The organism is Achromobacter pulmonis, from assembly GCF_902859765.1.
Lineage (GTDB): Bacteria > Pseudomonadota > Gammaproteobacteria > Burkholderiales > Burkholderiaceae_B > Achromobacter > Achromobacter pulmonis.
Genome location: NZ_CADIJV010000006.1, coordinates 102,864 through 123,857, shown reverse-complemented (window position 1 = coordinate 123,857; position 20,994 = coordinate 102,864). Strand labels below are relative to the sequence as shown.

The window sequence follows — 20,994 nt, the reverse complement described above, 5'->3', positions numbered from 1 at the left end:
CACGTTTCAACCTTGTCATAGCTCGATGTCGGTGCTGCCGGCGGAGGGTCAAGCACGGCGGAAAACCGCCGGCCAGAAAAATCGAGGAGACATCATGAGCACAACTACCATGGCAGGCCGCGGTCCATCCGCGGATCCGCGCCCGATGACCAAGGATGAACGCCGCGTCATCTTTGCCTCGTCGCTGGGCACGGTGTTTGAGTGGTACGACTTCTACCTTTACGGTTCGCTGGCCGCGATCATTGCCCAGCACTTCTTTTCCGGCGTGAACCCGACCGCGGGCTTCATCTTCGCGCTGCTGGCGTTTGCCGCCGGCTTTGCGGTGCGCCCCTTCGGCGCGCTGGTGTTCGGCCGCCTGGGCGATCTGGTCGGACGCAAGTACACCTTCTTGGTCACCATCGTGATCATGGGCCTGTCCACCTTCCTGGTGGGCGTGCTGCCCAGCTACGCCAGCATCGGCCTGGCCGCCCCCGCCATCCTGATCCTCCTGCGCCTGCTGCAAGGCCTGGCGCTGGGCGGCGAATACGGTGGCGCCGCCACCTACGTCGCCGAGCACGCGCCCCACGGCCGCCGTGGCTTCTATACGTCCTGGATTCAGACCACCGCCACGCTCGGCCTGTTCCTGTCACTGCTGGTGATCCTGGGCATCCGCACGGTCATGGGTGAAGACGATTTCAAGGCTTGGGGCTGGCGCATCCCGTTCCTGATCTCGGTCGTGCTGCTGGGCATCTCGGTGTGGATCCGCCTGCAACTGAACGAGTCGCCGACCTTCAAGCGCATGAAGGAAGAAGGCAAGGGCTCGAAGGCCCCGATCGCCGAATCGTTCGGCCAATGGAAGAACCTGAAGGTCGTGCTGCTGGCGCTGCTGGGCCTGACCGCCGGCCAGGCCGTGGTCTGGTACACGGGCCAGTTCTATGCCCTGTTCTTCCTGACGCAGACCCTGAAGGTCGATGCCAATACCGCCAACATCATGATCGCGGTCGCGCTGCTGATCGGCACCCCGTTCTTCGTGATATTCGGCGCACTGTCGGACAAGATCGGTCGCAAACCCATCATCATGGCGGGCTGCCTCATCGCCGCCGCGACCTACTTCCCGATCTTCCAGGGACTGACGCACTTCGCCAACCCCGCGCTCGAAAAAGCGCAGGCGAGCGCCCCGGTCACGGTCATCGCCGACCCGGCCACCTGCTCGTTCCAGTTCAACCCGGTAGGCACGGCTTCATTCACCAGCTCCTGCGACGTGGTCAAGTCGTTCATGGCCCGTAACTCGGTGAACTACAAGAACGAAGCGGCCCCGGCCGGTTCGGTCGCCAAGGTCAAGATCGGCAATGACGAGTTCCCCTCGTTCGAGGGCAAGGGCATGGCGCCGGCCGACTTCAAGGCCAAGACCGCCGAACTGAACACCGCCCTGACCAGCGCGATCCGCAGCCACGGTTATCCGGCCAAGGCCGACCCGGCGCAGACCAACAACGTCATGGTCGTGGTCCTGCTGACCATTCTGGTGATCTACGTGACCATGGTGTACGGCCCGATCGCCGCGATGCTGGTCGAAATGTTCCCGACCCGCATCCGCTACACCTCGATGAGCCTGCCCTATCACATCGGCAATGGCTGGTTCGGCGGCTTCCTGCCCCCGGTGGCCTTCGCCGTGGTGGCTGCCACTGGCAACATCTACGATGGCCTGTGGTATCCGATCATCATCGCGGTCATGACCCTGGTTGTCGGCACGCTGTTCGTGCGCGAATCCAAGGACAACGACATCAACACCTAACGACCATCCCCCGCCGGGCGGGACTGCTGCGCCTGCCCGGCCTTTCAAAAGCTCCCTCGGGAGCTTTTTTTTTGCCCCCTGCGCGGGCCAGGCTGATTCAGGACGCTGTCAGACCCTCACCGTTAGACTGGCGCCTCAGATTACGGCCTTGCGCCTCATCGTCCGGCGATTGATCCCCCTGCCAGGCGATTGCAGGGCTAGTGTTCTGACACCGATACCGCGTTCCCCGCGAGCCTTTTATGACGCGGTATTGTGTGCTCCCGTACCGGCCCGGCCTCTATTGAGCCGGGCCGCTTTTTTTGCGCGGCCGGAAGTGCCGGCGCAAAAAAAAGCGGCCGGAATCCGGCCGCCTCCCGATTTCCGGGCCAGACGCCTCAACGGCGCATGCCGACCCCGATGACCAGCACGCCCGCCACGATCGCGGCAATCCCGGCCCACATCGGAATCGGCACGGACTTCTCGGTCTCGGCCGTGGCCTTGACCGAGCCGACCTGCAACACGGTTTCCTCGGACTTGTAGCTAAAGCCCTTGTAGGCCAGGGCGGCAACGCCCAGCACGATCAGGATGGCGCCGACGATCTTCATGCTTCTTCTCCTATTGCACAGGGATGTCGCGGACGTTACCTCAAGGCCGATGCCCTGTCAGTGACAGAACGTGTCGCCTCGCCCCATCGTATTGCGCCGCGACGGCAAAGGGGCCCGCGTCGTATAGAATCAACCCTTTTGGCCGACGCTCATGTGGTTCAAGAATCTCAAGATTTACCGTCTTTCCTCGCCGTGGACGCTGACCGGCGAGCAGCTTGAAGAAACGCTCGCGCGGCATGCCTACCAAGCCGGCAACAACCTCGAAATGCAAAGCCTGGGCTGGGTGCCGCCGCGCGAAAACGGCGGGCTGGCCCACGTCGTGGGCGGGCAGATCCTGCTGAATCTGCGCGCCGAGAAAAAACTGCTGCCCAGCACCGTCATCAACCAGGTCGCCAAGGCGCGCGCCCAGGAAATCGAAGAGCAGCAGGGCTACAAGCCGGGCCGCAAACAGATGAAGGAAATCAAGGAGCGCGTCACCGACGAGCTGCTGCCACGCGCCTTCAGCGTGTACCGCGACACCCGCGTCTGGATCGACCCGCAGAACCACTGGCTGGTGATCGATGCCGCCGCTTCGGCCAAGGCCGACGAAGTCATCGGCCTGCTGGCCAAGTGCGTGGATCCGTTCCCGCTCGAGAACCTGTACGTCGCGCAGTCGCCGGCGTCGGCCATGACCGGCTGGCTGGCCGAGGACGAGGCGCCGTCCAACTTCAGCATCGACCAGGACACCGAATTGCGCTCCTCGGGCGAGAGCGGCGCGGCCATCCGCTACGTCAAGCACTCGATCGATGCCGACGACGTGCGCCGCCACATCCAGGCCGGCAAACAGTGCACCCGCCTGGCCATGACCTGGGCCGACCGTATCTCGTTCGTGCTGACCGAGGGCCTGGACGTCAAGCGCGTCGCGCCGCTGGACGTGCTCAAGGAAGGCAACGATACCGTCGCCGCCAATGACGACGAGAAGTTCGACTCCGACATGATGCTCATGACCGGCGAGCTGGCCAAGATGCTGGCCGAGCTGGTCGAGGCGCTGGGCGGCGAAAAGAAGATCTGATCGACGCGCGGGCTGACCGATGGGCCGCTCCCGAGGGGGCGGCCTTTTTCATGGCTGGGCGCCCGCCTCAGGCGGCCACGCTGCGGTCACGGCCTGACTGCTTGGCCTGGTACAGCGCCTTGTCGGCGCGTTCGATCAGGTAGGCATAATCCGGATGCCCATCGAAGGTCGCCACGCCAATACTGGCGGTGATGCGCAGGCTGCCCGCCTCGGGAATCACGAACGTGTGGCGGCGGATCTCCGCGCCCAGCTTTTCGGCCACCGCCAGCGCGGCCTCGCGCCCCGTGTCGACCAGCACCACCAGGAACTCCTCGCCTCCATAACGGAACACGAAATCGCTGGAGCGACAGGACTGGTGCACCACTTCGGCGAACTGGCGCAATACCTGGTCCCCGCCCGAATGGCCGTGCTGGTCGTTGATGGCCTTGAAGTGATCGATATCCAACAGCAACACCGAGAACGACGTGTGCTCGCGCGTGGCGATCAGGATTTCGCGCCCGACCACCGACGGCAGGAAGCGCCGGTTCAGCACATGGGTCAGCGGGTCGCTGCCGCTCTCGATCTCGGCCACCATGTCGAACAGGCCGTTGAGCAGGTGCTTGATGCGCGCCACCAGTTCCTGCAGTTCGCGCACCTGGTCCGGCAAGGCCTGCGGGCCGCCTTGCAGCAAGGCGGGTAGCACCACATCGTCGAGCCGCGCCACCGCGCCGGTGATCTGACGCAGCGCCGGGGCGCTCTCGAACAGCACCCCACCCTTATGCTGCAGCCACAGGCCGAACTCGGAGGCCGCCAGCCGTGGCAACACTTGCTCGGGTGCGCGGTAGTGCAGGCCGATCAGTACCGCCTGGCTCCATTCGAGCAACGCGGCGCGCTGGCGCTCGCGCTCGGTCGCGATATTCTGACCCAACGCGAACAGGCGGTAGGCCTCGTCGTTGCGGGCGCCGCGGTTGATATCGCGCATGAAGGCGCGGCTCATCTGCTCGATCGCCAGATCGAACAGATTACAGACGTATTGGGTCGCGATCGACGCCGCCACGCCATCCAGGTCACTGGCGCGCAGGCGCTGGGCGATCTCGTTCTTCAGGACCCGGGCGCCGGCCATCACCAGATGGATCGGGATGTGCACGCGCGCATGCACCTCGCCCACCTTCTTCTGCGTTGCCATCAGCGCCGCGATGTCGCCCTGGTCGCGCACGCATAGCAGGCCCCTGAGCCAGCCTTTCATGCCTTGATGCAGGCGGGAGGAGACAATCTCGTGTGACAGGCGCGGGCCAGCCTCGGCATCGGCCAGCAGGGTGGAATAGAAAGCGGCGACCAATTCGTCGGCGCTGTCGGACACCACCGCCGCCACCTGGCCTCGGGTATACGAATCGACCGAGGAATAGACCGCCTGCCAGGCATGGGTGTTTGACGCGCTCAGGTAGCACGCCTGCCCGGCGGGCTCAGGAGACGACGGAACTGCGCGACTGCTCGAAGACATAAGACCATCCGACCGAAGATTCCACGGCGTGTCTCGGAACGACACGCGACAGGAAAAACCAGCGCGGATTATGCTTGAAATCGCTGGCGACGGCCCTCGCGGCGGCCGTGCCACGCTGTCCCGCGGACGTCTTATTCCAGACCGTGGAACACCGAATCATCGGGACCGATATGCGACGGATGCTGCCACGTCACGTCACGCAGCGAATGCTGCACCAGCCCTTCCACGCCCAGCAGCACGGCGAAGATGGCCATGCGGATGGGAATGCCGTTGTCGGTCTGGCGGAAGATCGCCAGGCGCGGATCATGGTTCAGGTCCACGCTCAAGTCGTTGGCGCCCGGCCGGCTGTCGCGCGGCAGCGGATGCATGACGATGGTGTCCGGGCCGCAGTAGGCGTCGATGATGGCGCGGTTGATCTGGAAGTCGGGCGTGTAGCCTTCGTTCTCTTCGTTGGCGAAGCGCTCTTTCTGCACGCGCGTGGCGTAGATCACGTCGGCGCCCGCCAGTCCCTCTGCCAGCGAGGTCTTCTGCTCGATGACATTGCCGTTGCGGCTGGCCTGCTCGATGATATAGGACGGCATTTCCAGGCCCTTGGGCGACACCAGCGAGAACTTGACGTTCTTGTACAGCGCCATCAGCTTGATCAGCGAATGCACGGTACGGCCGTATTTCAGGTCGCCGACCATGGCGATGTGGGCGCCGTCCAGCAGCTTGCCCAGGCGCGAGAACTCGGTCAGGATCGTGTACAGGTCCAGCAGGGCCTGGCTGGGGTGCTCGCCGGGGCCATCGCCGCCGTTGACCACCGGGATATTGGTGGCCCGCGCGAATTCAGCGACCGAACCCTGGTCCGGATGGCGGATCACCATGGCGTCGACATAGCCGCTCATGACGCGGCTGGTGTCATAGATGGATTCACCCTTGGCCATCGACGAGAACGTGAAGCCGGTAGTGTCGCAGACCGAGCCGCCCAGGCGGCAGAAAGCCGAGCCGAAACTGACACGGGTACGCGTGCTGGCCTCGAAAAACAGGTTGCCGAGCACTGCGCCTTCGAGCACGCGCGAGACCTTCTGGCGCCGCGCGATGGGCTGCATCATGTCGGCAACGCGGAACAGATCCTCGACCGAATCGCGGGTGAACTGGTCGACCGACAGCAACTGATGCTTGCCCTCCACGGCGATGCGATCACGCAGCGGGCCCTCTTGTACGCTTTGCGTATATTTTTCGAGCAAGACGCCGTTCTGCACGATTTCGCTGACAAAACGCTGCACCACTTCCGGCATCGCGCGGAATTCCTGCGACCCCTCCGGCAGCAGCCAGGTATCCAGGGCGCGGCGCTTCACGCCGATCCGGGTCGCGAAGACATCGCGCGTGAGATTCAGGCGGCGCATGGCGTCGCGCAGGAAGGCTTGCTGGGAAATGGTCATGACAGGTCCCGGATAGAGGGTTTATATACGCACTGCGCATATTATTCTCAACGCAAGTGCGTGTCCAACACTTTTGCGCACACGGGTTTTCCCTGGAAAATCAGGTCCGGGCGTAGGTCGTCAACTGTTGCGCGGGATCCGTCGCGGCCTGGCCGGCCGCCAGCCAGCAACCGGCGCAGAACGCCAGCGCACTGGCCAGATAGCAAAGCAGGGCCAGCCATTGCGCCGGCAAGTGGCCACGCGTCGACCGACCGGTGTAGCCCTGGCGCAACAGGCTGATCTGCGCCACGTAGGCGAACCCGACACCCAGGCAGGCCGCCAGCAGGCCAGCCAGCAATAACAACAAAGGCAATTGCAGGTCGGGGGCGGCGATATCGCCGCCCACCATGCCCAGCGCAAACGCCGCCAGGCCCAGCGCCGCGATGCCGTTGAGCCAGCCCAGAAAGCGAAAGGCGCCCGCCAGCAACGCAAACGGCAGGCCGGCGGCGCGCATCTGCGGGGCGCGCGGATCCATGCCTAGCCGTCCTTGCGGCAGACCGGCGTGGCACTCTGGATCGAGGCGCGCGCGGCGGCGATCTCGGCCGCGTCCCAACGCCCTTCGCCGAGCACCGTGACCGTCACTTTGGCCTTGGCCGGGCCATCGGCTTCAGCCGAGATCAATTCGAGGATCTTGGCGGTTTCACCCACCTTGTAGACCTGCACTTCGTCGGGGGCGCCCTTCTCGCCCAGGACGTGTTTCCAGGCATAGGTCACGTGGTACGGGTGCTGCACGTTGACGTGGCAGGTGCGCACATATTCGCCGGCGCGGCGGAACGCCGCCTGGTAATTGGTATCCACGATGAAGGTGTCTTTCACCACGGTGTCCGACTCATAGACACCGGTGCTGGCGCAGCCGCCCAGCACCGCCATCAACGTGACACCCACCCATACAGACTTGCGCATGATTCTTCCTGCCTTCGGATTCGGACTCCCGCGATTATGCCAGCGGCCACAAAAAGGCCACGCCCGAAATGCCGCAACATTTCCGCGTGGCCCTGGTCGCGCCCTTGGCGCGTGGGACGTCAAGCCCCTTATTTGGTCGCGGCGCCCTCAATCTTTTCACCGCCGCGCTGGATGTCCTTGCCGGCCCCTGCAACGGTATTGCACCCCGCCGACATGGCAGCGATCGAAAGCAGCATGACGAGAATCACTTTGTTCTTCATTGGACATCTCCTATCGAGGCGTGGAAACCGAAGCCAGCATACCGCAAAGGCCGCGATTTGCGCAGCCGCGCGCACAGCGGCCACGCGATCGCCCACCCCAGTGCGCGCCTGTCGCGTATTTGGCGGCAATGGATTAGGATGCGGAAATGACCAAGAAACACGTATCGGAAAACAACGGCGGCTCCCCCCAGCCCTGGGGCTGGGAACAGCCGCAATGCCGGGGGCAGGCGGCATTGGCCCTCTTCATCGACGATCTGCACCGCATCCTCCAGGCACACACGGCCGGCCAACTTGCCGCCAGCAGCACGCTGGCCGATGCCCAGCAGCAGGTCGACGACCTGCTGGCCCGATACAACGGCATTGCCGCCGCGCCCGATATCTTCCTTGGCCAATCGGTGCAGCTCAAGGAAGGCGTCGATCGTGACGGCGTCTCGCATACGGTACCCATTTTTTCGGCGCGGCTGAAGCAATCGCTGGTTGCGATGCTGGGACAAGGCCCCGGCTGACCCGGCATCGGACGTACCTCCAGAACAGCTCTACCAGAAAGGGAGACCGCAGAATGAATACAGACAATGTCGTAGAGTTCCTCCGCCTGCTGTCGCTGGACGTTTCGCTGGGCGCCGCCGCCCAGCACGCCGCCAGCCAGGCGGATGCGCCTCTGGCCTTGGCGCGACTGGCCACCGCGCACGGCCTGCCCTGCAGCGCCGCTGACTGGTCGGTATTCGCTTGCGATTGTCTCGATGGATCGGATGGTGCGCATGCCGCCGACCTGCCCAATGAAGCCAGGATCTGGCAGTTGGTGCAGGACCCCGGCCAGGGCACCGCCATGCCAGCCAGCGCCATCACCCGGGTGATCGGCATCGCCACGCAGCCCGATGGCCCGGCGGTGGTCGGCCATGTGGTCAACGACCTGGCGCCACGCCCGCCACAGGGTTCCTCCTCGTATCCCCGCGGCTCCTGAACCCGCTCAACGCGCCGCCAGGAACGCCGCCACGCCTGCCGCGGCGACCACGCCGCTGGCCATGCAGGCGGTCAGCAGATAGCCCCCCGTGGGCGCTTCCCAGTCCAGCATTTCGCCCGCGCAGAATACCCCGGGCGCCGCCCGCACCATCAGTCCCGGCGTCAGTGCCTCGAAGCGGACTCCGCCCGCCGTGCTGATGGCCTCATCAATGGGCCGCGGACGCTCGAGCCGCAGCGGCAAAGCCTTGATCAGCCTCCCCAGTTGCGCCGGGTCGCGGAAAGCCTCGGGCCCGGCACACTCACGCAACAAACCGGCCTTGACGCCCGTCAGCCCCAGGCGGCTCTGCAGATGGCTCGACATCGAGCGCGCACCACGCGGATGGGTCACCGCCGCCAGCACTTTTTCGCCGCTCCAGCCGGGCGCCAGGTCAAGCAAGGCGATGGCGTGCCCGGTGGCTTCGATCCGGTCGCGCAAGCCGGCCGACAAGGCATACACCAGGCTGCCCTCGATGCCACTTTCCGTGACCACGAATTCCCCCTGGCGGGCATGCCCGGGGCCGGCCGCGCCGACACAGCGCAGGGTGACCGATTTGACCGGCTGGCCAGCGTGGCGCTGGCGGAAATGTTCCGACCAGCCCACCTCGAAACCGCAATTGGCGGCGCGCAACGGCGCCGTGGCGATGCCGTGCGCGGCCAATCCCGGCAGCCAGGCGCCATCCGATCCGAGCCTGGCCCAACTGCCCCCGCCCAGCGCCAGCACCACGGCGTCGGCATCCCGTGCCAGACCCCCGTCCGGCGCCTGGAAGCGCAACCCGGCCGCGCTGGGCGCCACCGCCGCCGGCCAACCGAGCCAGCGATGACGCATGTGGAATCGCACGCCAGCGGCGCGCAGCCGGGCCAGCCAGGCTCGCAGCAGCGGCGCCGCTTTCATCTCGGCGGGGAAGACGCGGCCCGACGACCCCACGAAGGTTTCGATGCCAAGTTGCTGCGCCCATAGGCGCAGGCCATTGGCGTCGAGTTCGCGCAACCAGGGGGCAATCTGCGCGGCGCGTTCACCATAGCGCGCCAGGAACGGCGCGGCAGGTTCGCTATGCGTCAGATTCAGGCCGCCGCGGCCGGCCATCAGGAATTTCCGGCCGACCGACGGCATGGCGTCGTAGACATCGACCTGCGCGCCCCGCGCAGCCAGACCCTCGGCCGCCATCAGGCCGGCCGGCCCGCCACCGATGACGGCCACGCGCTTGCCGGACAGGTTGATGGCGACATCGAGGGGATGCGGATGCGTAGACATGGAAACACGATTCGGAAAAGCCGGGGCGAGACACGCCGGCGGGGCTGCGATTGTCGCACGCGTCCCCGCCCCCCCCTGCGGCAACCGGACAGGCCAGTGCCACGCGGGGAGCATTTTTTCATCGCCACCGCCAAGCCATTGATATGGCGGCGATATTGGCAGATGCGCAGCGCCTATCCCAAGGCTTGTCCACAGTCGCTGTGGGTAACTACGATGCCCCCTCGCTTCCCGTCCTCAGCGCGCCGGGCGTAACCGCTAGGCGTTGCCGGCGGCCCGCATCGGCCCCGGCCAGGGCTCGGCATCGAGCTGCAGGCGCAATTCCTGGTATTCGCCATCGACGCCCACCGAACGCAGCAACCCGGACCCCAAGGCCTGACCCAGCGCGCGGCGGCAAAGGGTTTCAGGATCGTCGGACAAGGACTGGAACACCCCATCGGGAATGCGCAGCCGCAGCAGCGCCTGGGGATCGCCGCGCTCGGCGGGACGGCCGATGTGGACATGCGCGGGATAGCCGTGCGGGCACCACAGGCCCACATGGTACTTGCCGTCGACGCCGGTATCGGCGACATAGCCGGGATGATCGTATTTTGCCGTGCCCATGGACCCTCCTCACAGGTCGCGCAATCGCGCGCTTGAGCCATGGTAGCGCAGCGCCCGGCCCCTGTGCGGCCACCTACACCCGGGAAACTCCGGGCTGGAACGATGGCTTGATGCAGGGCAAGCAGCGGACGAAAAAAAACCGCGACGGATGTCGCGGTTTTCTGCTGGGCGGGCGGCGGGCCTTGATGCGGGCCACGCCGGGCGCCGGTACTGCTTGAAACTGGTTGCGGGGGCAGGATTTGAACCTACGACCTTCGGGTTATGAGCCCGACGAGCTGCCAGACTGCTCCACCCCGCGTCTGATGTGTGAATCATACATCATTTTGAAATCTTGTGCAGCGCACCGACGCCACCAGGCCCATTATTTTTGTCTGCCAGGCCCGGCAGGCGGGCGGCGAAGGCCAAAATCCGGGCTATCGCGCCGGGCGGTTGCAGGCAGATCACTTCGGCCCGGACCAGGGCGGTCAGGATCACCGACGCCCGCTCGGCCAGGTAGTGGCTCTCGCCCGCATGCAGGCGCGCGGGAGGCGCCAGATACCTGCCGTGCGGCAGTTCCGACCGATATGGCGGCTCGGCCACCACCAGGCTGCCGCTGACGCAAACCACGGTCGCCCCGGCTCGCAGGCGGAGCGGGCGGCTGGCGCCGCAGAGAAGTTCGAAACGTTGCGCGTGCGGCTGAGGGGCAAGAAAAAGGGCCATGGGTATCTCCAATCTGACCCCCACAGTCTGCGCCAGCCCTGCTTTGCGCAACAGCCACACAATTCCCCTTTCTGTACCGATGCAGCCTATCGATTTCAGCACTGTTATGGTGTACTTTGCGGAAATCTGTGCCTACCCTCAAACCCACCCTAGGGAGCATGATCGGCGCATGGACCCGCAACCGCTATATCTACGCTTGGCGAACCATTACCGGCGCGCCATCCAGACCGGGGTCCTGGCCCCGGCGCAGCGCATGCCGTCGGTGCGCGCCCTGGTGCGCACTCACCAAGTCAGCCTCTCCACCGCGCTGCAGGCTTGCCGGCTGCTCGAGGACGACGGCCTGATCGAGGCCCGCCCGCGTTCCGGCTATTTCGTCCTCAAGCCGCGCCGCAACAGCATCCCGCCCGTCGATGAGCCGGATATCCGCCAGGCCCTGGGCAGCGCCCAGTATGTCGGCATCCATGACCGCGTCTCGGATTTCATCGCCAAATGCGAAGCCCACCCGGTCAGCGCCAATTTTGCGCTGGCCGCGGCGGTGCCCGAGGCCTACCCGATGGAAGAACTGAAGCAAGCGATGATCCGCACGCTGCGACATTCGCCCCACGTGCTGGTCAGCCCGGTGCCGCCGCAAGGTCATCCGCACCTGCGCGCGGTGCTGGCGCGGCGCGCCCTGGCCAACGGCATCAATGCCACGCCCGATGACGTGATCGTCACGCACGGCTGCATCGAGGCCCTCAACCTGGCGTTGCGCGCGGTGGCGCGTCCGGGCGACACCATCGCCGTCGAATCGCCCACCTACTTCGGCCTGCTGCAGATCCTGGAAAGCCTGGGCATGCGCGCCCTGGAGATCCCCACCAGCCCACAGCACGGCCTGTCCATCGAGGCGCTGGACCTGGCCTTCCAGACCCATGGCAACATCCGCGCGGTGGTGGTGGTGCCGAATTTCCAGAATCCGCTGGGTTGCGTCATGCCCGATGCCGAAAAGGCCCGCCTGGTGGCCCTGTGCGAGCGCCAGCAGGTGCCGCTGATCGAGGACGACACCTATGGCGCCTTGAACGACGACGACACGCCGCTGGCGGCGGCCAAGTCCTGGGACCCGACCGGCAACGTCATTTATTGCTCATCGCTGCACAAGACACTGGCGCCGGGCATGCGCCTGGGCTGGCTGCTGGGAGGCCGCTGGAAAGCCCGCATCGCCATGCTGAAATTCGCGCAGAGCCGGCCCAATGAACCGCTGGCACAGATGGCGGTGGCCGACTACCTCGGTTCGCGCGCGTATGACCGCCACCTGACGCGATTGCGCCGGCAATTGAAGACACAGCGCGACCAGACCGCCGAGGCCATCGCTGCGCATTTCCCGGCGGGCACGCGCCTGAGCGTGCCCCGCGGCGGCATGCTGCTGTGGGTGGAAATGCCGGACGGCCGCTCGGGACTGGAAGTGTTCGAGGCGGCCCTGCGTCAGGGGATACGGGTGGCGCCAGGCGCCATGTTCTCCAACAGTACGCGCTACAACCATTTCCTGCGCATCAGCTGCGGCCAGCGCCATTCCCCCGAGCTGGCGCGGGCCTTGGCCACGCTGGCGCGCATCGTGAGCGAACGCCAGTCATGAACCCGCACTTGCACCAGTTCATCATCGACTACGGCCTGTGGGCCGTGCTGGGCGGAACGCTGCTCGAAGGTGAAAGCGTGGTGGTGCTGGCGGGCTTCCTGTCGCACCAGCGGCTGCTGCACCTGCCCTACGTCATGCTGTGCGCATTCGCCGGCTCATTCCTGGCCGACCAGGGCCTGTTTCTCCTGGGCCGGCGATACCGCGAGCACCGCTACGTGCGGCGGATCCGCGCCCAACCCGCGTTCGGCAAGGCGCTGGCGGCCATCGACCGCTATCCGCACGGGTTCATCCTGGCGCTGCGCTTCCTGTACGGCCTGCGCACGGTGGGGCCCGTCGCGCTGGGCGTGTCGCAGGTCTCACCCATGCGCTTCCTGGTGCTCAACGCCATCGCCGCCGCCATCTGGGCGGTGTGCTTCAGCCTGTTGGGCTATGTGTTCGGGCAGACCATCGAGTCCCTGCTCGGCCGCATGCACGGCGTTGAAACCAAGCTGGCGGTGGCGGTCGCCATCGGGGCCGCGGTATGGCTGGCTTACCACCTGTATGCGCGCCGGCGGCAGCGTTGAAGGCGCGGCTCAGAACACCAGCTCGCCGTTGGCCCGCAGTACGTGGCGGCGGCGCGCCTTGCGATACAACCGGCCGATGAAGGGCAGCAGCGCCAAGCGCCGCAGGACCGGATGGCGCTGGTCGAAGTCATGCCAGGCCTTGAAGCCATGGCCCAGGCGCTCCCAGCTCTGGCGCGCCTCGGGGGAGAGCTTGCCGGGGTCGAACGCCGCCAGCTTTGCCGCTTCCGAGACCCGGGCCGCGAGGCCACGGCCCCGGTCTTGCAATGGATACTGATTCCGCATGGGCCGGCATATTACCCGGCTTGCGAGACCTCTGCCGGCCCCTGTTGCGGCGCATCCACGCACGTTGTGGACGCCGATTTTGACCGTGCTTTACAAGCCTTTGTAAACAAAGGAAAAAGGCTTCCTATGCCCGCGCTATCCCAAGGCTTGTCCACAGAAGTTGTGGGTAACTCCGGCGGTTGTGGGTCCTATTTAAATGCCGCGACGATCTGATCGCGCACACTCTCGAAACCCGCCACGTATTGCGGATTCTCGGAACGGGCCAGCAGGCTGGAATAGTTCTGTTCGAGCTGCGCTTCGATCGCTTCGCGCAGGCCGGGCGAGGCCTTGGCCAGGTGCAGCATGGTCAGCAGCGCCGTATTGAGCGCGTCGATACGGCCGCCCTGATGCGAGATGGTATGCACGATGACGGCGATTTGTTCCTGGGTTTCCACGGGTAAGTCTCCTGGCAATGAAGTCGGCGCGAATCCTAGCATGGGCGCGCCGCCGTGCTGGGCAAGTCGGGCGGCCCGCGCTAGCATGAAGCGTAGCGCGGCACGCCCTCGGCGTGTGGCGCAACCGGAGCACACCCATGAAGACGATCGACAATTATGTGCCTCCCGACGCGGCCTCGCTGCGGCGCCTGCAGGAACGGCTGGGCTACAACGACGCGCAAATGGCCGAACTGGCCGGGCTGGACGAAGCGGTGCCATGGGCCAGCTACGTCGGCGGGCCGCAGCCGCGGGCCCTGGGCCGGCAACGGCTGCTGGCGATGGCCGCCCGCCTGACCCTGGACGAACCCGCCTGGCGGCAGGTGCTGGCGGCGATGCGCGATGCCGGCGCGCAGTTCGACTACGGCACGCCCGACACGCCTGCCCCATCCCCGGCGCCGGTTCCGGCGCCCGAGGAAGAAACCAAGTTCGGCATGCGCTTGATCAGCGACCGCGGCGCGTTCCACGAAATGGAGCAATTGCGCGAGTTCGCCCACCATGTCCATGCGTTCGGCGCCAGCGACCTGGTGCAGGCGGCGCGCTATGACAGCGGCGCCGACCTGTGCCGCCTCACGTTGTCGCCGCCGCGGCCGGAAGATGCCGCGCGCCGCGACCGGGTGTTCGACGCGGCCTCCAGGACCCTCACACGCTTTGCCTTCGACGGCCGGATCTACCGCGGCGGCCTGCCGCCCGAATCCGACGGCTGACGCGCGCATTGACGCGCGCCGCGCCGCGCCTGTATGGTCGGGCGCATGAACCAACGCCTAGACGCCATCGACCGGCAACTGCTCAGCCTGCTGCAGGCCAACGCCCGCGAACCCGCCGCCATCCTGGCGCGCAAGCTCGGCCTGGCGCGCACCACGGTGGTGGCGCGTATCGCCCGTCTCGAACGCGAACACATCGTGGCGGGCTACGGCGTGCGCCTGGGACGCCTGCTCGAAGAGGCCGCGGTGCGCGCCTATTGCTTCATCAGCGTGCTGCCCAAGACCCCCGCGGCCGTGATACGCGAACTGGAGAAAATGCCCGAGGTCGAGGAGGTGTCGTCGGTCAGCGGCCCTTATGACTACCTGATCTTCCTGCGCTGCGAGACCCATGAACAGTTGGACGAACTGCTCGACCGCATCGGCCTGATCGATGGCGTGAAGCAGACGCAGACCTCCATCGTGCTCAGCCGCAAGGTCGACCGCCGCAGCGCGGTCGGCGCCCCCTGAAGCGCCCGCCGCGTGGCCCGGCGCCTCGCGCCCACATTCGCGGCGTCGTGACGGCCGCCCGATCCGGGCGGCATAATGTTGTAATGTGATTTGTCGCCTTTCACGGATCCAACATGTTCGCACGCCTTGCCCTCGCCTCCGCCTTGCTCGCCCTGCTGGCCGCCTGTTCCAGCATGAGCGAAGTGACGTCCACCGGCAAGAACACCTACAGCGTCACCTTTAGTTCCGGCACGCAGCTGCTGACCTGGGTCGAAATCAAGAACCAGGCGCTGCAGCGCGCCGACCAGTACTGCCAGTCCATCGGGCGCAAGCTGCAAAAGCCGGCCATTACGTCCAACCATGCCACCGGCCTGGGCTCCAAGCGCGCCACCGTCACGTTCGAATGCGGCGAGATCGAGCCGCCGAAGAACGCGCAGCCGTAAACGCACCAGGCCGTCGACCGGGAACACATCTTGAACACTCCCCCGCCCGTGGGCATCACCATGGGGGATGCCGCTGGCATCGGCCCCGAAATCGTCGTCAAGGCCTGCGCCCAGGGCCTGAATGCCCCTTGCGTGGTGTACGGCGATGCCGGCGCCCTGCGCCGCGCGGCCGCCGCGCTGGGCGCGCGCCTGGCAATCCGCGAGATCGCCCATGTCGGCCAGGCCGACGGCAACGCCGGCCACATCGAGGTGGTCAACTGCGGCCCCGCCCTGCCGGCCGACCTGCCTCATGGCGAGGTCAACGCCGCCGCCGGACGCGCCGCCTATGACTATGTCTGCGCCGCCATCGACGATGCCCGGGCCGGTCGCATCCGCGCCATCGTCACGGCGCCGCTGAACAAGCAATCCATGCACGCCGGCGGCATCGACTATCCCGGCCATACCGAGATCCTGGCCGAGCGCTCCGGCACCCGCGACTTCGCCATGATGCTCGCCAACGACGAACTGCGCGTGCTGCTGGTGACCATCCACGTCGCACTGGCGGACGTCATGGCGCGCATCACCCCCGAAGCCGAGTTGACCGCCATGCGGCTGGCTGACCGCGCCTGCCGCCAGATGGGCATCGCCCGGCCGCGCGTGGCGGTGGCGGGCCTGAATCCGCACGCGGGCGAAGGCGGCAAGTTCGGCCGCGAAGACCTCGACATCATCGCGCCGGCCATCGACCGCGCGCGCGCCGAAGGCATCGACGCCAGCGGCCCCTGGCCCGGCGACACTGTCTTCATGCGCGCCCGCCGCGGCGAGTTCGACATCGTGGTGGCCCAGTACCACGACCAGGGCCTGATCCCCGTGAAGTACCTGGGGGTGGACCATGGCGTCAACGTCACCGTCGGCCTGCCGTTCGTGCGCACCAGCGTCGATCACGGCACCGCCTTCGATATCGCCGGCAAGGGCGTGGCCGATCAGGCCTCGCTGATCGCCGCGTTCGACCTGGCCCTGGCCATGGCGCCCTGAGCCGGCAAAGGCCCGGCAGGCGGACACCCGCCCCGGCCTGCCCGCGGCCTTGCCCGCCCCCGCGTCTACAATACGGCCCGATTCCGGCGCGCACGGCGCGCCGCCGCTTTCCGTCATCCCCCCTCTACCCCCTCCATGTCACGCCTTGTCCGTCTCCTGCCCGACCGCTTCACCCTCTACCTGATCTGCACCGTCATCATCGCCAGCATCGTGCCCGCCCATGGGCAAGGCGTGGTGGTGTTCGGCTGGATCACCAACATCGCGGTCGGCCTGCTGTTCTTCCTGCACGGCGCGCGCCTGTCGCGTGAAGCCATCATCGCCGGCCTCACGCACTGGAAGCTGCATCTCACCATCTTCTCGGCCACCTTCCTGATGTTCCCGCTGCTGGGCCTGGCGCTCAAGCCGGTGTTGGAACCACTGGTCACGCCCGAGCTGTACCTCGGCATCCTGTTCCTGTGCTGCCTGCCGGCCACGGTGCAGTCGGCCATCGCCTTTACCTCCATGGCGCGCGGCAACGTCCCGGCGGCGGTGTGCAGCGCCTCGGCCTCGAGCCTGCTGGGCATCTTCCTGACGCCGTTGCTGGTCGGCACCGTGGTCGCCAACGCCGGCAGCGCGCCGATCTCGTTCGACGCGGTTGGCAAGATCATGCTGCAACTGCTGTTGCCGTTCGTGCTGGGGCAAGTTGCGCGCCGCTGGATCGGCGCCTGGGTGCACAAGCGCAAGGCAATGCTGAAATTTGTCGACCAGGGCTCGATCCTGCTGGTGGTCTACACCGCGTTCTCGGAAGCCATCAACGAAGGCCTGTGGAGCGCCACGCCGGTCCCGGCGCTGCTGGGCCTGGTCGTGTGCTGCGCCGTCATCCTGGCGCTGGCGCTGGGCCTGTCGGCGCTGGCCGGCAAGGTGTTCGGCTTCAACCTGCCGGACCGCATCACGTTGCTGTTCTGCGGCTCCAAAAAGAGCCTGGCCAGCGGCATTCCCATGGCCCAGGTACTGTTCGCCGGCCATGCCGTCGGCGCGATCGTGCTGCCGCTGATGCTGTTCCACCAGATCCAGCTGATGGTCTGCGGCGTGCTGGCCGCGCGCTACGGCAAGCGACCCGAAACGGAAGCGTGAATCCGCCACACAAGCAAAAAAACGCGCCCGAGGGCGCGTTTTTTGTGGGCGGCACACCTCAGTACATGTCGCGCGGCTGCGCGCCAGAGAAGTTCAGGAAGCGCGTGCTCGAACCCTGGAAGGTCAGGCGCACCGTGCCGATCGGGCCGTTACGCTGCTTGCCGATGATGATCTCGGCGGTGCCCTTGTCCGGCGAATCGGGGTTGTAGACCTCGTCGCGGTAGATGAACAGGATCACGTCGGCGTCCTGTTCGATGGCGCCCGATTCGCGCAGGTCGCTCATCACGGGGCGCTTGTTGGGACGCTGCTCCAGGCTGCGGTTCAGCTGCGACAGCGCGATAAGCGGACAGTTCAGCTCCTTGGCCAGGCCCTTGAGCGAACGGCTGATTTCCGACACTTCGGTGGCGCGGTTCTCGCCCGAGCCGTTGCCCGACATCAACTGCAGGTAGTCGATGATGATCAGGCCGAGCTGGCCGCACTGACGCGCCAGGCGGCGCGCGCGGGCGCGCACTTCCATCGGGCTGAGGGCAGGCGATTCGTCGATGTAGACCTGCGCGTCCTGCATCAGCTGCACCGCGTGGGTCACGCGCGGCCAGTCCTCGGCGATCAGCTTGCCGGTGCGCATGCGGTGCTGGTCCAGCAGGCCGACCGAACCCAGCATACGCATGGCCAATTGCACCGCGCCCATTTCCATCGAGAACACTGCCACCGGCAGGCCTTCCTCGATAGCCACGTGTTCGCCGATGTTCATCGAGAACGAGGTCTTGCCCATGGACGGGCGGCCGGCCACGATGATCAGGTCGCCGCCTTGCATGCCCGAAGTCATCTTGTCGAGATCGGTAAAGCCAGTGGGCACGCCGGTCACATCGGAGGTGCTTTCGCGGTGGTAGAGCTCGTCGATGCGTTCCACCACCTGTGTCAGCAGCGGCTGGATCTCCTGGAAGCCGGCGGCGCCGCGCGCGCCTTCCTGGGCGATCTGGAACACCTTGGACTCGGCCTCGTCCAGCAACTGGCGCGCTTCCTTGCCCTGCGGATTCATGGCGGCCGAGGAGATCTCGTCGGCGATCGACACCAGCTTGCGCAGCATGGCGCGCTCGCGCACGATCTCGCCGTAGCGGCGGATGTTGGCGGCCGACGGCGTGTTATGAGCCAGCGCGTTCAGGTAGGCCAAGCCGCCGGCGTCCTCGGCCTTGCCGGCGCTGACCAGCGATTCGTGGACGGTAATGACGTCGGCCGGACGGGCCAGGCCGATCAGCCGGGCAATGTGGTGCCAGATCAGCCGGTGGTCGTGGCGATAGAAGTCTTCTTCGACCAGCACGTCGGCAATGCGGTCCCAGGCGGCGTTGTCGAGCAGCAGGCCCCCCAGCACCGATTGTTCCGCCTCAATGGAATGGGGAGGAACGCGCAGGTATTCGAGCTGGGAATCGGCAGGAGTATTCATGGCTTCAATAGTAACGGCTGCAGGATATCCGCAACGCGGAAGAAACCCTGCACATCGCGTGACGGCAGACGGCCCAAAAGCGGCCGCAGCGGCGTGGCGATGAAAGACAGCAGCCGGGCCAGGCGGCGCAAGCGCGCCTTGACCTCGGGGTCGGGATTGCACTCGAAATAGACCTCGAGCGCCAGTTTACCCAAGGCACGGCCGACCTCATCGGGCAACTTGCGCAAGGACGCCAGCGAGGCCAGCATCTGGAACAGGTCGTAGGCCTGGGCCAACGGGCGCGACAGGGTCGAGCCGATGTTTTCCTCGAAGTCGATGCGCCACAACTCGCCATTTTGCAAGGTGATGTTGCGAATCTGGGCGCCGCCGTGCCACAGCCCGCGGCCGTGGAAGTCGGCCAGATCGGTCGCGGCCGCGCGCGTCAGCCACAGGCGCGAGGTGTTGTCTTCGTTGCGGATCAAATCGGCCAGATCCTCGCCGACGAACTCCAGCACCAGCAATCCGTCTTCCTGCCACCAGACCTCGGGCACGCGGCAACCCGCCTGCAGCAGTTGCCGCAGGCGCCGGGCCTCGTGTTCGAGCCCATTGCGCAGCAGGATGCCAGGCCGCGGAAATTCCCCCAGGAACAGCTTGCAGCCCAGCCCCAGGAACAACGCGCGCGCATAACGCAGCACGTAGCTCACGCCACTGGCCAGGCCCGGGCGCCGGCGCTTGATAATGCAGCGCACGCCATCGATGGTCGCATCGCGCACCGACGGCTCGCGGTCGGCGTCCAGGCTGTCGAGCCAGGCGCGCAATCCGGCGGGGGCGTTGTGGTGGACGGGCGGCTGGGTCAAGAGGTCCTCGGAGGAAACAACGTGTGATACAGGCGTGCAGCCCGCAAGACTACACGCAAATGGCGGCGGGGTAACGCGAAGAAAAACCGGCGTAAAGAAAAAAGCCGGCACGCGGGCCGGCTTTTTTCTACCGCGGGGTCAGGCTTACGACAGTTCGCCTTCGACCAGCACGGTGACGTCGACGAGGACGTCGGCGTGCAGGGCAACCTGCACCGGGTACTCGCCGACGGCCTTCAGTTGGCCATTGGCCATGCGCACCTGGGCCTTTTCGATGCCTTCGAAACCGGCCTTTTTCAGACCTTCGGCGATGTCGGCGTTGGTCACCGAGCCGAACAGGCGGCCGTCGACGCCAGCCTTCTGGACGATCTTCAGCTGGTAGCCGTTGACGCGCTCACCCAAGGCCTGGGCGGCGGCCAGCTTCTCGGCCTGGATCTTTTCCAGTTCGGCGCGGCGCGCTTCGAATTCCTTCAGGGCGGCGTCGGTTGCGCGACGGGCCTTCTTCTGGGGAATCAGGAAGTTGCGGGCGTAGCCATCACGCACGCGGACGACTTCGCCGAGGTTACCCAGGTTGACGACTTTTTCGAGCAGAATAACTTGCATTTCAGTGCCCCGGATTAGTTGTGGTTGTCGGTGTAAGGCAACAGGGCCAGGAAGCGCGCGCGCTTGATGGCGGTGTCCAGCTGGCGCTGGTAGATTGCCTTGGTGCCGGTCAGACGAGCCGGGATGATCTTGCCGTTTTCTTGCACGAAGTCGCGCAGGGTGTCGAGATCCTTGTAGTCGATCTCTTCGACGCCGGCGGCGGTGAAGCGGCAGAACTTACGACGCTTGAAGAGCGGGTTCTGCTGCGTGAATTTGCGTTTTTCCTTGCGTTTTCCGAAGAAAGCCATGATATGTGCCTCTATGTTTGAGGGGACCGGGTCAGCCTTGATCGGGCCCGACTCCCCATAACCTATCCGTATTCCGACGGCGCTTAC

Annotated in this window: 26 protein-coding genes and 1 tRNA gene; 11 read left to right on the top strand and 16 right to left on the bottom strand. The window is 66.0% G+C overall.

The genetic code is table 11. The features are described 5' to 3' along the window. The first annotated feature begins 109 nt into the window (after positions 1-109). Positions 110-1,771, top strand: a complete 1,662-nt coding sequence (locus HV701_RS07905; protein ID WP_419761624.1) for an MFS transporter — start codon at positions 110-112, stop codon at positions 1,769-1,771. Between the two features lie 374 nt (positions 1,772-2,145). Here the strand turns inward: HV701_RS07905 and HV701_RS07900 are convergent, their stop codons facing one another. Further along, complete coding sequence (locus tag HV701_RS07900) at positions 2,146-2,355, bottom strand: hypothetical protein (protein ID WP_175132519.1); 210 nt, start codon at positions 2,353-2,355, stop codon at positions 2,146-2,148. A 151-nt stretch (positions 2,356-2,506) separates the two neighbouring features. Between HV701_RS07900 and HV701_RS07895 the strand changes: the two genes are divergently transcribed. Next, positions 2,507-3,406 carry a recombination-associated protein RdgC gene (locus HV701_RS07895; RefSeq protein WP_175132518.1) on the top strand — a complete coding sequence of 300 codons (900 nt, stop codon included), beginning with the start codon at positions 2,507-2,509 and terminating at the stop codon, positions 3,404-3,406. Positions 3,407-3,473: 67 nt separating this feature from the next. Here the strand turns inward: HV701_RS07895 and HV701_RS07890 are convergent, their stop codons facing one another. From HV701_RS07890 to HV701_RS07870, 5 genes are all read right to left on the bottom strand, one after another. Beyond that, positions 3,474-4,886, bottom strand: a complete 1,413-nt coding sequence (locus HV701_RS07890) for a diguanylate cyclase (RefSeq protein WP_175132517.1) — start codon at positions 4,884-4,886, stop codon at positions 3,474-3,476. Positions 4,887-5,017: 131 nt separating this feature from the next. Beyond that, positions 5,018-6,310 (bottom strand): aspartate carbamoyltransferase, encoded by a 1,293-nt coding sequence (locus tag HV701_RS07885; RefSeq protein ID WP_175132516.1) that lies wholly within the window; start codon positions 6,308-6,310, stop codon positions 5,018-5,020. A gap of 100 nt (positions 6,311-6,410) precedes the next feature. Continuing rightward, complete coding sequence (locus tag HV701_RS07880) at positions 6,411-6,824, bottom strand: hypothetical protein (RefSeq protein ID WP_175132515.1); 414 nt, start codon at positions 6,822-6,824, stop codon at positions 6,411-6,413. A gap of 2 nt (positions 6,825-6,826) precedes the next feature. Then, positions 6,827-7,252 (bottom strand): BPTD_2524 family lipoprotein, encoded by a 426-nt coding sequence (locus HV701_RS07875; RefSeq protein ID WP_175132514.1) that lies wholly within the window; start codon positions 7,250-7,252, stop codon positions 6,827-6,829. A 128-nt stretch (positions 7,253-7,380) separates the two neighbouring features. Next, positions 7,381-7,512, bottom strand: a complete 132-nt coding sequence (locus HV701_RS07870) for an entericidin A/B family lipoprotein (RefSeq protein WP_006388387.1) — start codon at positions 7,510-7,512, stop codon at positions 7,381-7,383. 146 nt (positions 7,513-7,658) lie between these two features. On the opposite strand from HV701_RS07870, the gene HV701_RS07865 reads away from it, so the two are divergent. Together HV701_RS07865 and HV701_RS07860 are read left to right on the top strand one after the other, a co-directional pair. After that, positions 7,659-8,018, top strand: coding sequence for a hypothetical protein (locus HV701_RS07865; RefSeq protein WP_175132513.1), 360 nt, complete (start codon positions 7,659-7,661; stop codon positions 8,016-8,018). Between the two features lie 53 nt (positions 8,019-8,071). Next, a complete protein-coding gene (locus HV701_RS07860; RefSeq protein ID WP_175132512.1) occupies positions 8,072-8,473 on the top strand; it encodes a hypothetical protein in 402 nt (133 codons plus the stop codon). A gap of 6 nt (positions 8,474-8,479) precedes the next feature. On the opposite strand, the gene HV701_RS07855 is transcribed toward HV701_RS07860, so the two are convergent. The 4 genes from HV701_RS07855 to HV701_RS07840 form a co-directional block, all read right to left on the bottom strand. Then, positions 8,480-9,763 carry a TIGR03862 family flavoprotein gene (locus HV701_RS07855; protein WP_175132511.1) on the bottom strand — a complete coding sequence of 428 codons (1,284 nt, stop codon included), beginning with the start codon at positions 9,761-9,763 and terminating at the stop codon, positions 8,480-8,482. A gap of 255 nt (positions 9,764-10,018) precedes the next feature. After that, positions 10,019-10,363 carry a hypothetical protein gene (locus HV701_RS07850; protein ID WP_175132510.1) on the bottom strand — a complete coding sequence of 115 codons (345 nt, stop codon included), beginning with the start codon at positions 10,361-10,363 and terminating at the stop codon, positions 10,019-10,021. A 221-nt stretch (positions 10,364-10,584) separates the two neighbouring features. After that, positions 10,585-10,661: transfer RNA gene (locus HV701_RS07845), tRNA-Met, on the bottom strand. Between the two features lie 20 nt (positions 10,662-10,681). Beyond that, on the bottom strand, positions 10,682-11,062 hold the full coding sequence (locus tag HV701_RS07840) for a hypothetical protein (protein ID WP_175132509.1): 381 nt from the start codon (positions 11,060-11,062) through the stop codon (positions 10,682-10,684). A 169-nt stretch (positions 11,063-11,231) separates the two neighbouring features. Here HV701_RS07840 and HV701_RS07835 point away from each other — a divergent pair, with 169 nt between their 5' ends. Beyond that, positions 11,232-12,671, top strand: a complete 1,440-nt coding sequence (locus tag HV701_RS07835; protein WP_175132508.1) for an aminotransferase-like domain-containing protein — start codon at positions 11,232-11,234, stop codon at positions 12,669-12,671. Then, positions 12,668-13,234 carry a DedA family protein gene (locus tag HV701_RS07830; protein WP_175132507.1) on the top strand — a complete coding sequence of 189 codons (567 nt, stop codon included), beginning with the start codon at positions 12,668-12,670 and terminating at the stop codon, positions 13,232-13,234. The genes HV701_RS07835 and HV701_RS07830 overlap by 4 nt, the downstream gene beginning before the upstream one ends. A gap of 9 nt (positions 13,235-13,243) precedes the next feature. On the opposite strand, the gene HV701_RS07825 is transcribed toward HV701_RS07830, so the two are convergent. Together HV701_RS07825 and HV701_RS07820 are read right to left on the bottom strand one after the other, a co-directional pair. Beyond that, the gene (locus HV701_RS07825) at positions 13,244-13,498 is read right to left on the bottom strand and encodes a hypothetical protein (protein WP_236754927.1); all 255 of its coding nucleotides are present in this window, start codon (positions 13,496-13,498) and stop codon (positions 13,244-13,246) included. Between the two features lie 206 nt (positions 13,499-13,704). After that, on the bottom strand, positions 13,705-13,950 hold the full coding sequence (locus HV701_RS07820) for a hypothetical protein (RefSeq protein WP_175132505.1): 246 nt from the start codon (positions 13,948-13,950) through the stop codon (positions 13,705-13,707). 137 nt (positions 13,951-14,087) lie between these two features. On the opposite strand from HV701_RS07820, the gene HV701_RS07815 reads away from it, so the two are divergent. The 5 genes from HV701_RS07815 (at position 14,088) to HV701_RS07795 (ending at position 17,743) form a co-directional block, all read left to right on the top strand. Further along, a complete protein-coding gene (locus HV701_RS07815; RefSeq protein ID WP_175132504.1) occupies positions 14,088-14,693 on the top strand; it encodes a hypothetical protein in 606 nt (201 codons plus the stop codon). A 45-nt stretch (positions 14,694-14,738) separates the two neighbouring features. Further along, entirely contained in the window at positions 14,739-15,197 is a 459-nt protein-coding gene (locus HV701_RS07810; protein ID WP_175132503.1) for an Lrp/AsnC family transcriptional regulator, read from the top strand. 113 nt (positions 15,198-15,310) lie between these two features. Then, positions 15,311-15,619: a hypothetical protein gene (locus HV701_RS07805; protein WP_175132502.1), complete on the top strand. Its 309-nt coding sequence runs from the start codon at positions 15,311-15,313 to the stop codon at positions 15,617-15,619. 30 nt (positions 15,620-15,649) lie between these two features. Continuing rightward, a complete protein-coding gene (gene pdxA, locus HV701_RS07800) occupies positions 15,650-16,630 on the top strand; it encodes a 4-hydroxythreonine-4-phosphate dehydrogenase PdxA (RefSeq protein ID WP_175132501.1) in 981 nt (326 codons plus the stop codon). A gap of 135 nt (positions 16,631-16,765) precedes the next feature. Continuing rightward, on the top strand, positions 16,766-17,743 hold the full coding sequence (locus HV701_RS07795; protein ID WP_175132500.1) for a bile acid:sodium symporter family protein: 978 nt from the start codon (positions 16,766-16,768) through the stop codon (positions 17,741-17,743). 58 nt (positions 17,744-17,801) lie between these two features. Here HV701_RS07795 and HV701_RS07790 read toward each other — a convergent pair whose 3' ends face one another. The 4 genes from HV701_RS07790 to rpsR all read right to left on the bottom strand — a co-directional run bounded on the left by HV701_RS07790 (position 17,802) and on the right by rpsR (position 20,907). Then, positions 17,802-19,184, bottom strand: coding sequence for a replicative DNA helicase (locus HV701_RS07790; RefSeq protein ID WP_006388372.1), 1,383 nt, complete (start codon positions 19,182-19,184; stop codon positions 17,802-17,804). After that, positions 19,181-20,020 (bottom strand): RIO1 family regulatory kinase/ATPase domain-containing protein, encoded by an 840-nt coding sequence (locus tag HV701_RS07785; RefSeq protein ID WP_175132499.1) that lies wholly within the window; start codon positions 20,018-20,020, stop codon positions 19,181-19,183. The genes HV701_RS07790 and HV701_RS07785 overlap by 4 nt, the downstream gene beginning before the upstream one ends. Positions 20,021-20,164: 144 nt before the next feature. Continuing rightward, positions 20,165-20,620: a 50S ribosomal protein L9 gene (rplI, locus tag HV701_RS07780; protein WP_175132498.1), complete on the bottom strand. Its 456-nt coding sequence runs from the start codon at positions 20,618-20,620 to the stop codon at positions 20,165-20,167. Positions 20,621-20,634: 14 nt separating this feature from the next. Further along, positions 20,635-20,907 (bottom strand): 30S ribosomal protein S18, encoded by a 273-nt coding sequence (gene rpsR / locus HV701_RS07775; RefSeq protein WP_006218308.1) that lies wholly within the window; start codon positions 20,905-20,907, stop codon positions 20,635-20,637. Positions 20,908-20,994 lie beyond the last annotated feature (87 nt).

Excerpts from the sequence above, each read along its gene's own strand:
- HV701_RS07905 (WP_419761624.1), top strand. The coding sequence starts at position 110 with ATGGCAGGCCGCGGTCCATCCGCGGATCCGCGCCCGATGACCAAGGAT.
- HV701_RS07900 (WP_175132519.1), bottom strand. The coding sequence starts at position 2,355 with ATGAAGATCGTCGGCGCCATCCTGATCGTGCTGGGCGTTGCCGCCCTG.
- HV701_RS07895 (WP_175132518.1), top strand. The coding sequence starts at position 2,507 with ATGTGGTTCAAGAATCTCAAGATTTACCGTCTTTCCTCGCCGTGGACG.
- HV701_RS07890 (WP_175132517.1), bottom strand. The coding sequence starts at position 4,886 with ATGTCTTCGAGCAGTCGCGCAGTTCCGTCGTCTCCTGAGCCCGCCGGG.
- HV701_RS07885 (WP_175132516.1), bottom strand. The coding sequence starts at position 6,310 with ATGACCATTTCCCAGCAAGCCTTCCTGCGCGACGCCATGCGCCGCCTG.
- HV701_RS07880 (WP_175132515.1), bottom strand. The coding sequence starts at position 6,824 with ATGGATCCGCGCGCCCCGCAGATGCGCGCCGCCGGCCTGCCGTTTGCG.
- HV701_RS07875 (WP_175132514.1), bottom strand. The coding sequence starts at position 7,252 with ATGCGCAAGTCTGTATGGGTGGGTGTCACGTTGATGGCGGTGCTGGGC.
- HV701_RS07870 (WP_006388387.1), bottom strand. The coding sequence starts at position 7,512 with ATGAAGAACAAAGTGATTCTCGTCATGCTGCTTTCGATCGCTGCCATG.
- HV701_RS07865 (WP_175132513.1), top strand. The coding sequence starts at position 7,659 with ATGACCAAGAAACACGTATCGGAAAACAACGGCGGCTCCCCCCAGCCC.
- HV701_RS07860 (WP_175132512.1), top strand. The coding sequence starts at position 8,072 with ATGAATACAGACAATGTCGTAGAGTTCCTCCGCCTGCTGTCGCTGGAC.
- HV701_RS07855 (WP_175132511.1), bottom strand. The coding sequence starts at position 9,763 with ATGTCTACGCATCCGCATCCCCTCGATGTCGCCATCAACCTGTCCGGC.
- HV701_RS07850 (WP_175132510.1), bottom strand. The coding sequence starts at position 10,363 with ATGGGCACGGCAAAATACGATCATCCCGGCTATGTCGCCGATACCGGC.
- HV701_RS07840 (WP_175132509.1), bottom strand. The coding sequence starts at position 11,062 with ATGGCCCTTTTTCTTGCCCCTCAGCCGCACGCGCAACGTTTCGAACTT.
- HV701_RS07835 (WP_175132508.1), top strand. The coding sequence starts at position 11,232 with ATGGACCCGCAACCGCTATATCTACGCTTGGCGAACCATTACCGGCGC.
- HV701_RS07830 (WP_175132507.1), top strand. The coding sequence starts at position 12,668 with ATGAACCCGCACTTGCACCAGTTCATCATCGACTACGGCCTGTGGGCC.
- HV701_RS07815 (WP_175132504.1), top strand. The coding sequence starts at position 14,088 with ATGAAGACGATCGACAATTATGTGCCTCCCGACGCGGCCTCGCTGCGG.
- HV701_RS07810 (WP_175132503.1), top strand. The coding sequence starts at position 14,739 with ATGAACCAACGCCTAGACGCCATCGACCGGCAACTGCTCAGCCTGCTG.
- HV701_RS07805 (WP_175132502.1), top strand. The coding sequence starts at position 15,311 with ATGTTCGCACGCCTTGCCCTCGCCTCCGCCTTGCTCGCCCTGCTGGCC.
- HV701_RS07795 (WP_175132500.1), top strand. The coding sequence starts at position 16,766 with ATGTCACGCCTTGTCCGTCTCCTGCCCGACCGCTTCACCCTCTACCTG.
- HV701_RS07790 (WP_006388372.1), bottom strand. The coding sequence starts at position 19,184 with ATGAATACTCCTGCCGATTCCCAGCTCGAATACCTGCGCGTTCCTCCC.
- rplI (WP_175132498.1), bottom strand. The coding sequence starts at position 20,620 with ATGCAAGTTATTCTGCTCGAAAAAGTCGTCAACCTGGGTAACCTCGGC.
- rpsR (WP_006218308.1), bottom strand. The coding sequence starts at position 20,907 with ATGGCTTTCTTCGGAAAACGCAAGGAAAAACGCAAATTCACGCAGCAG.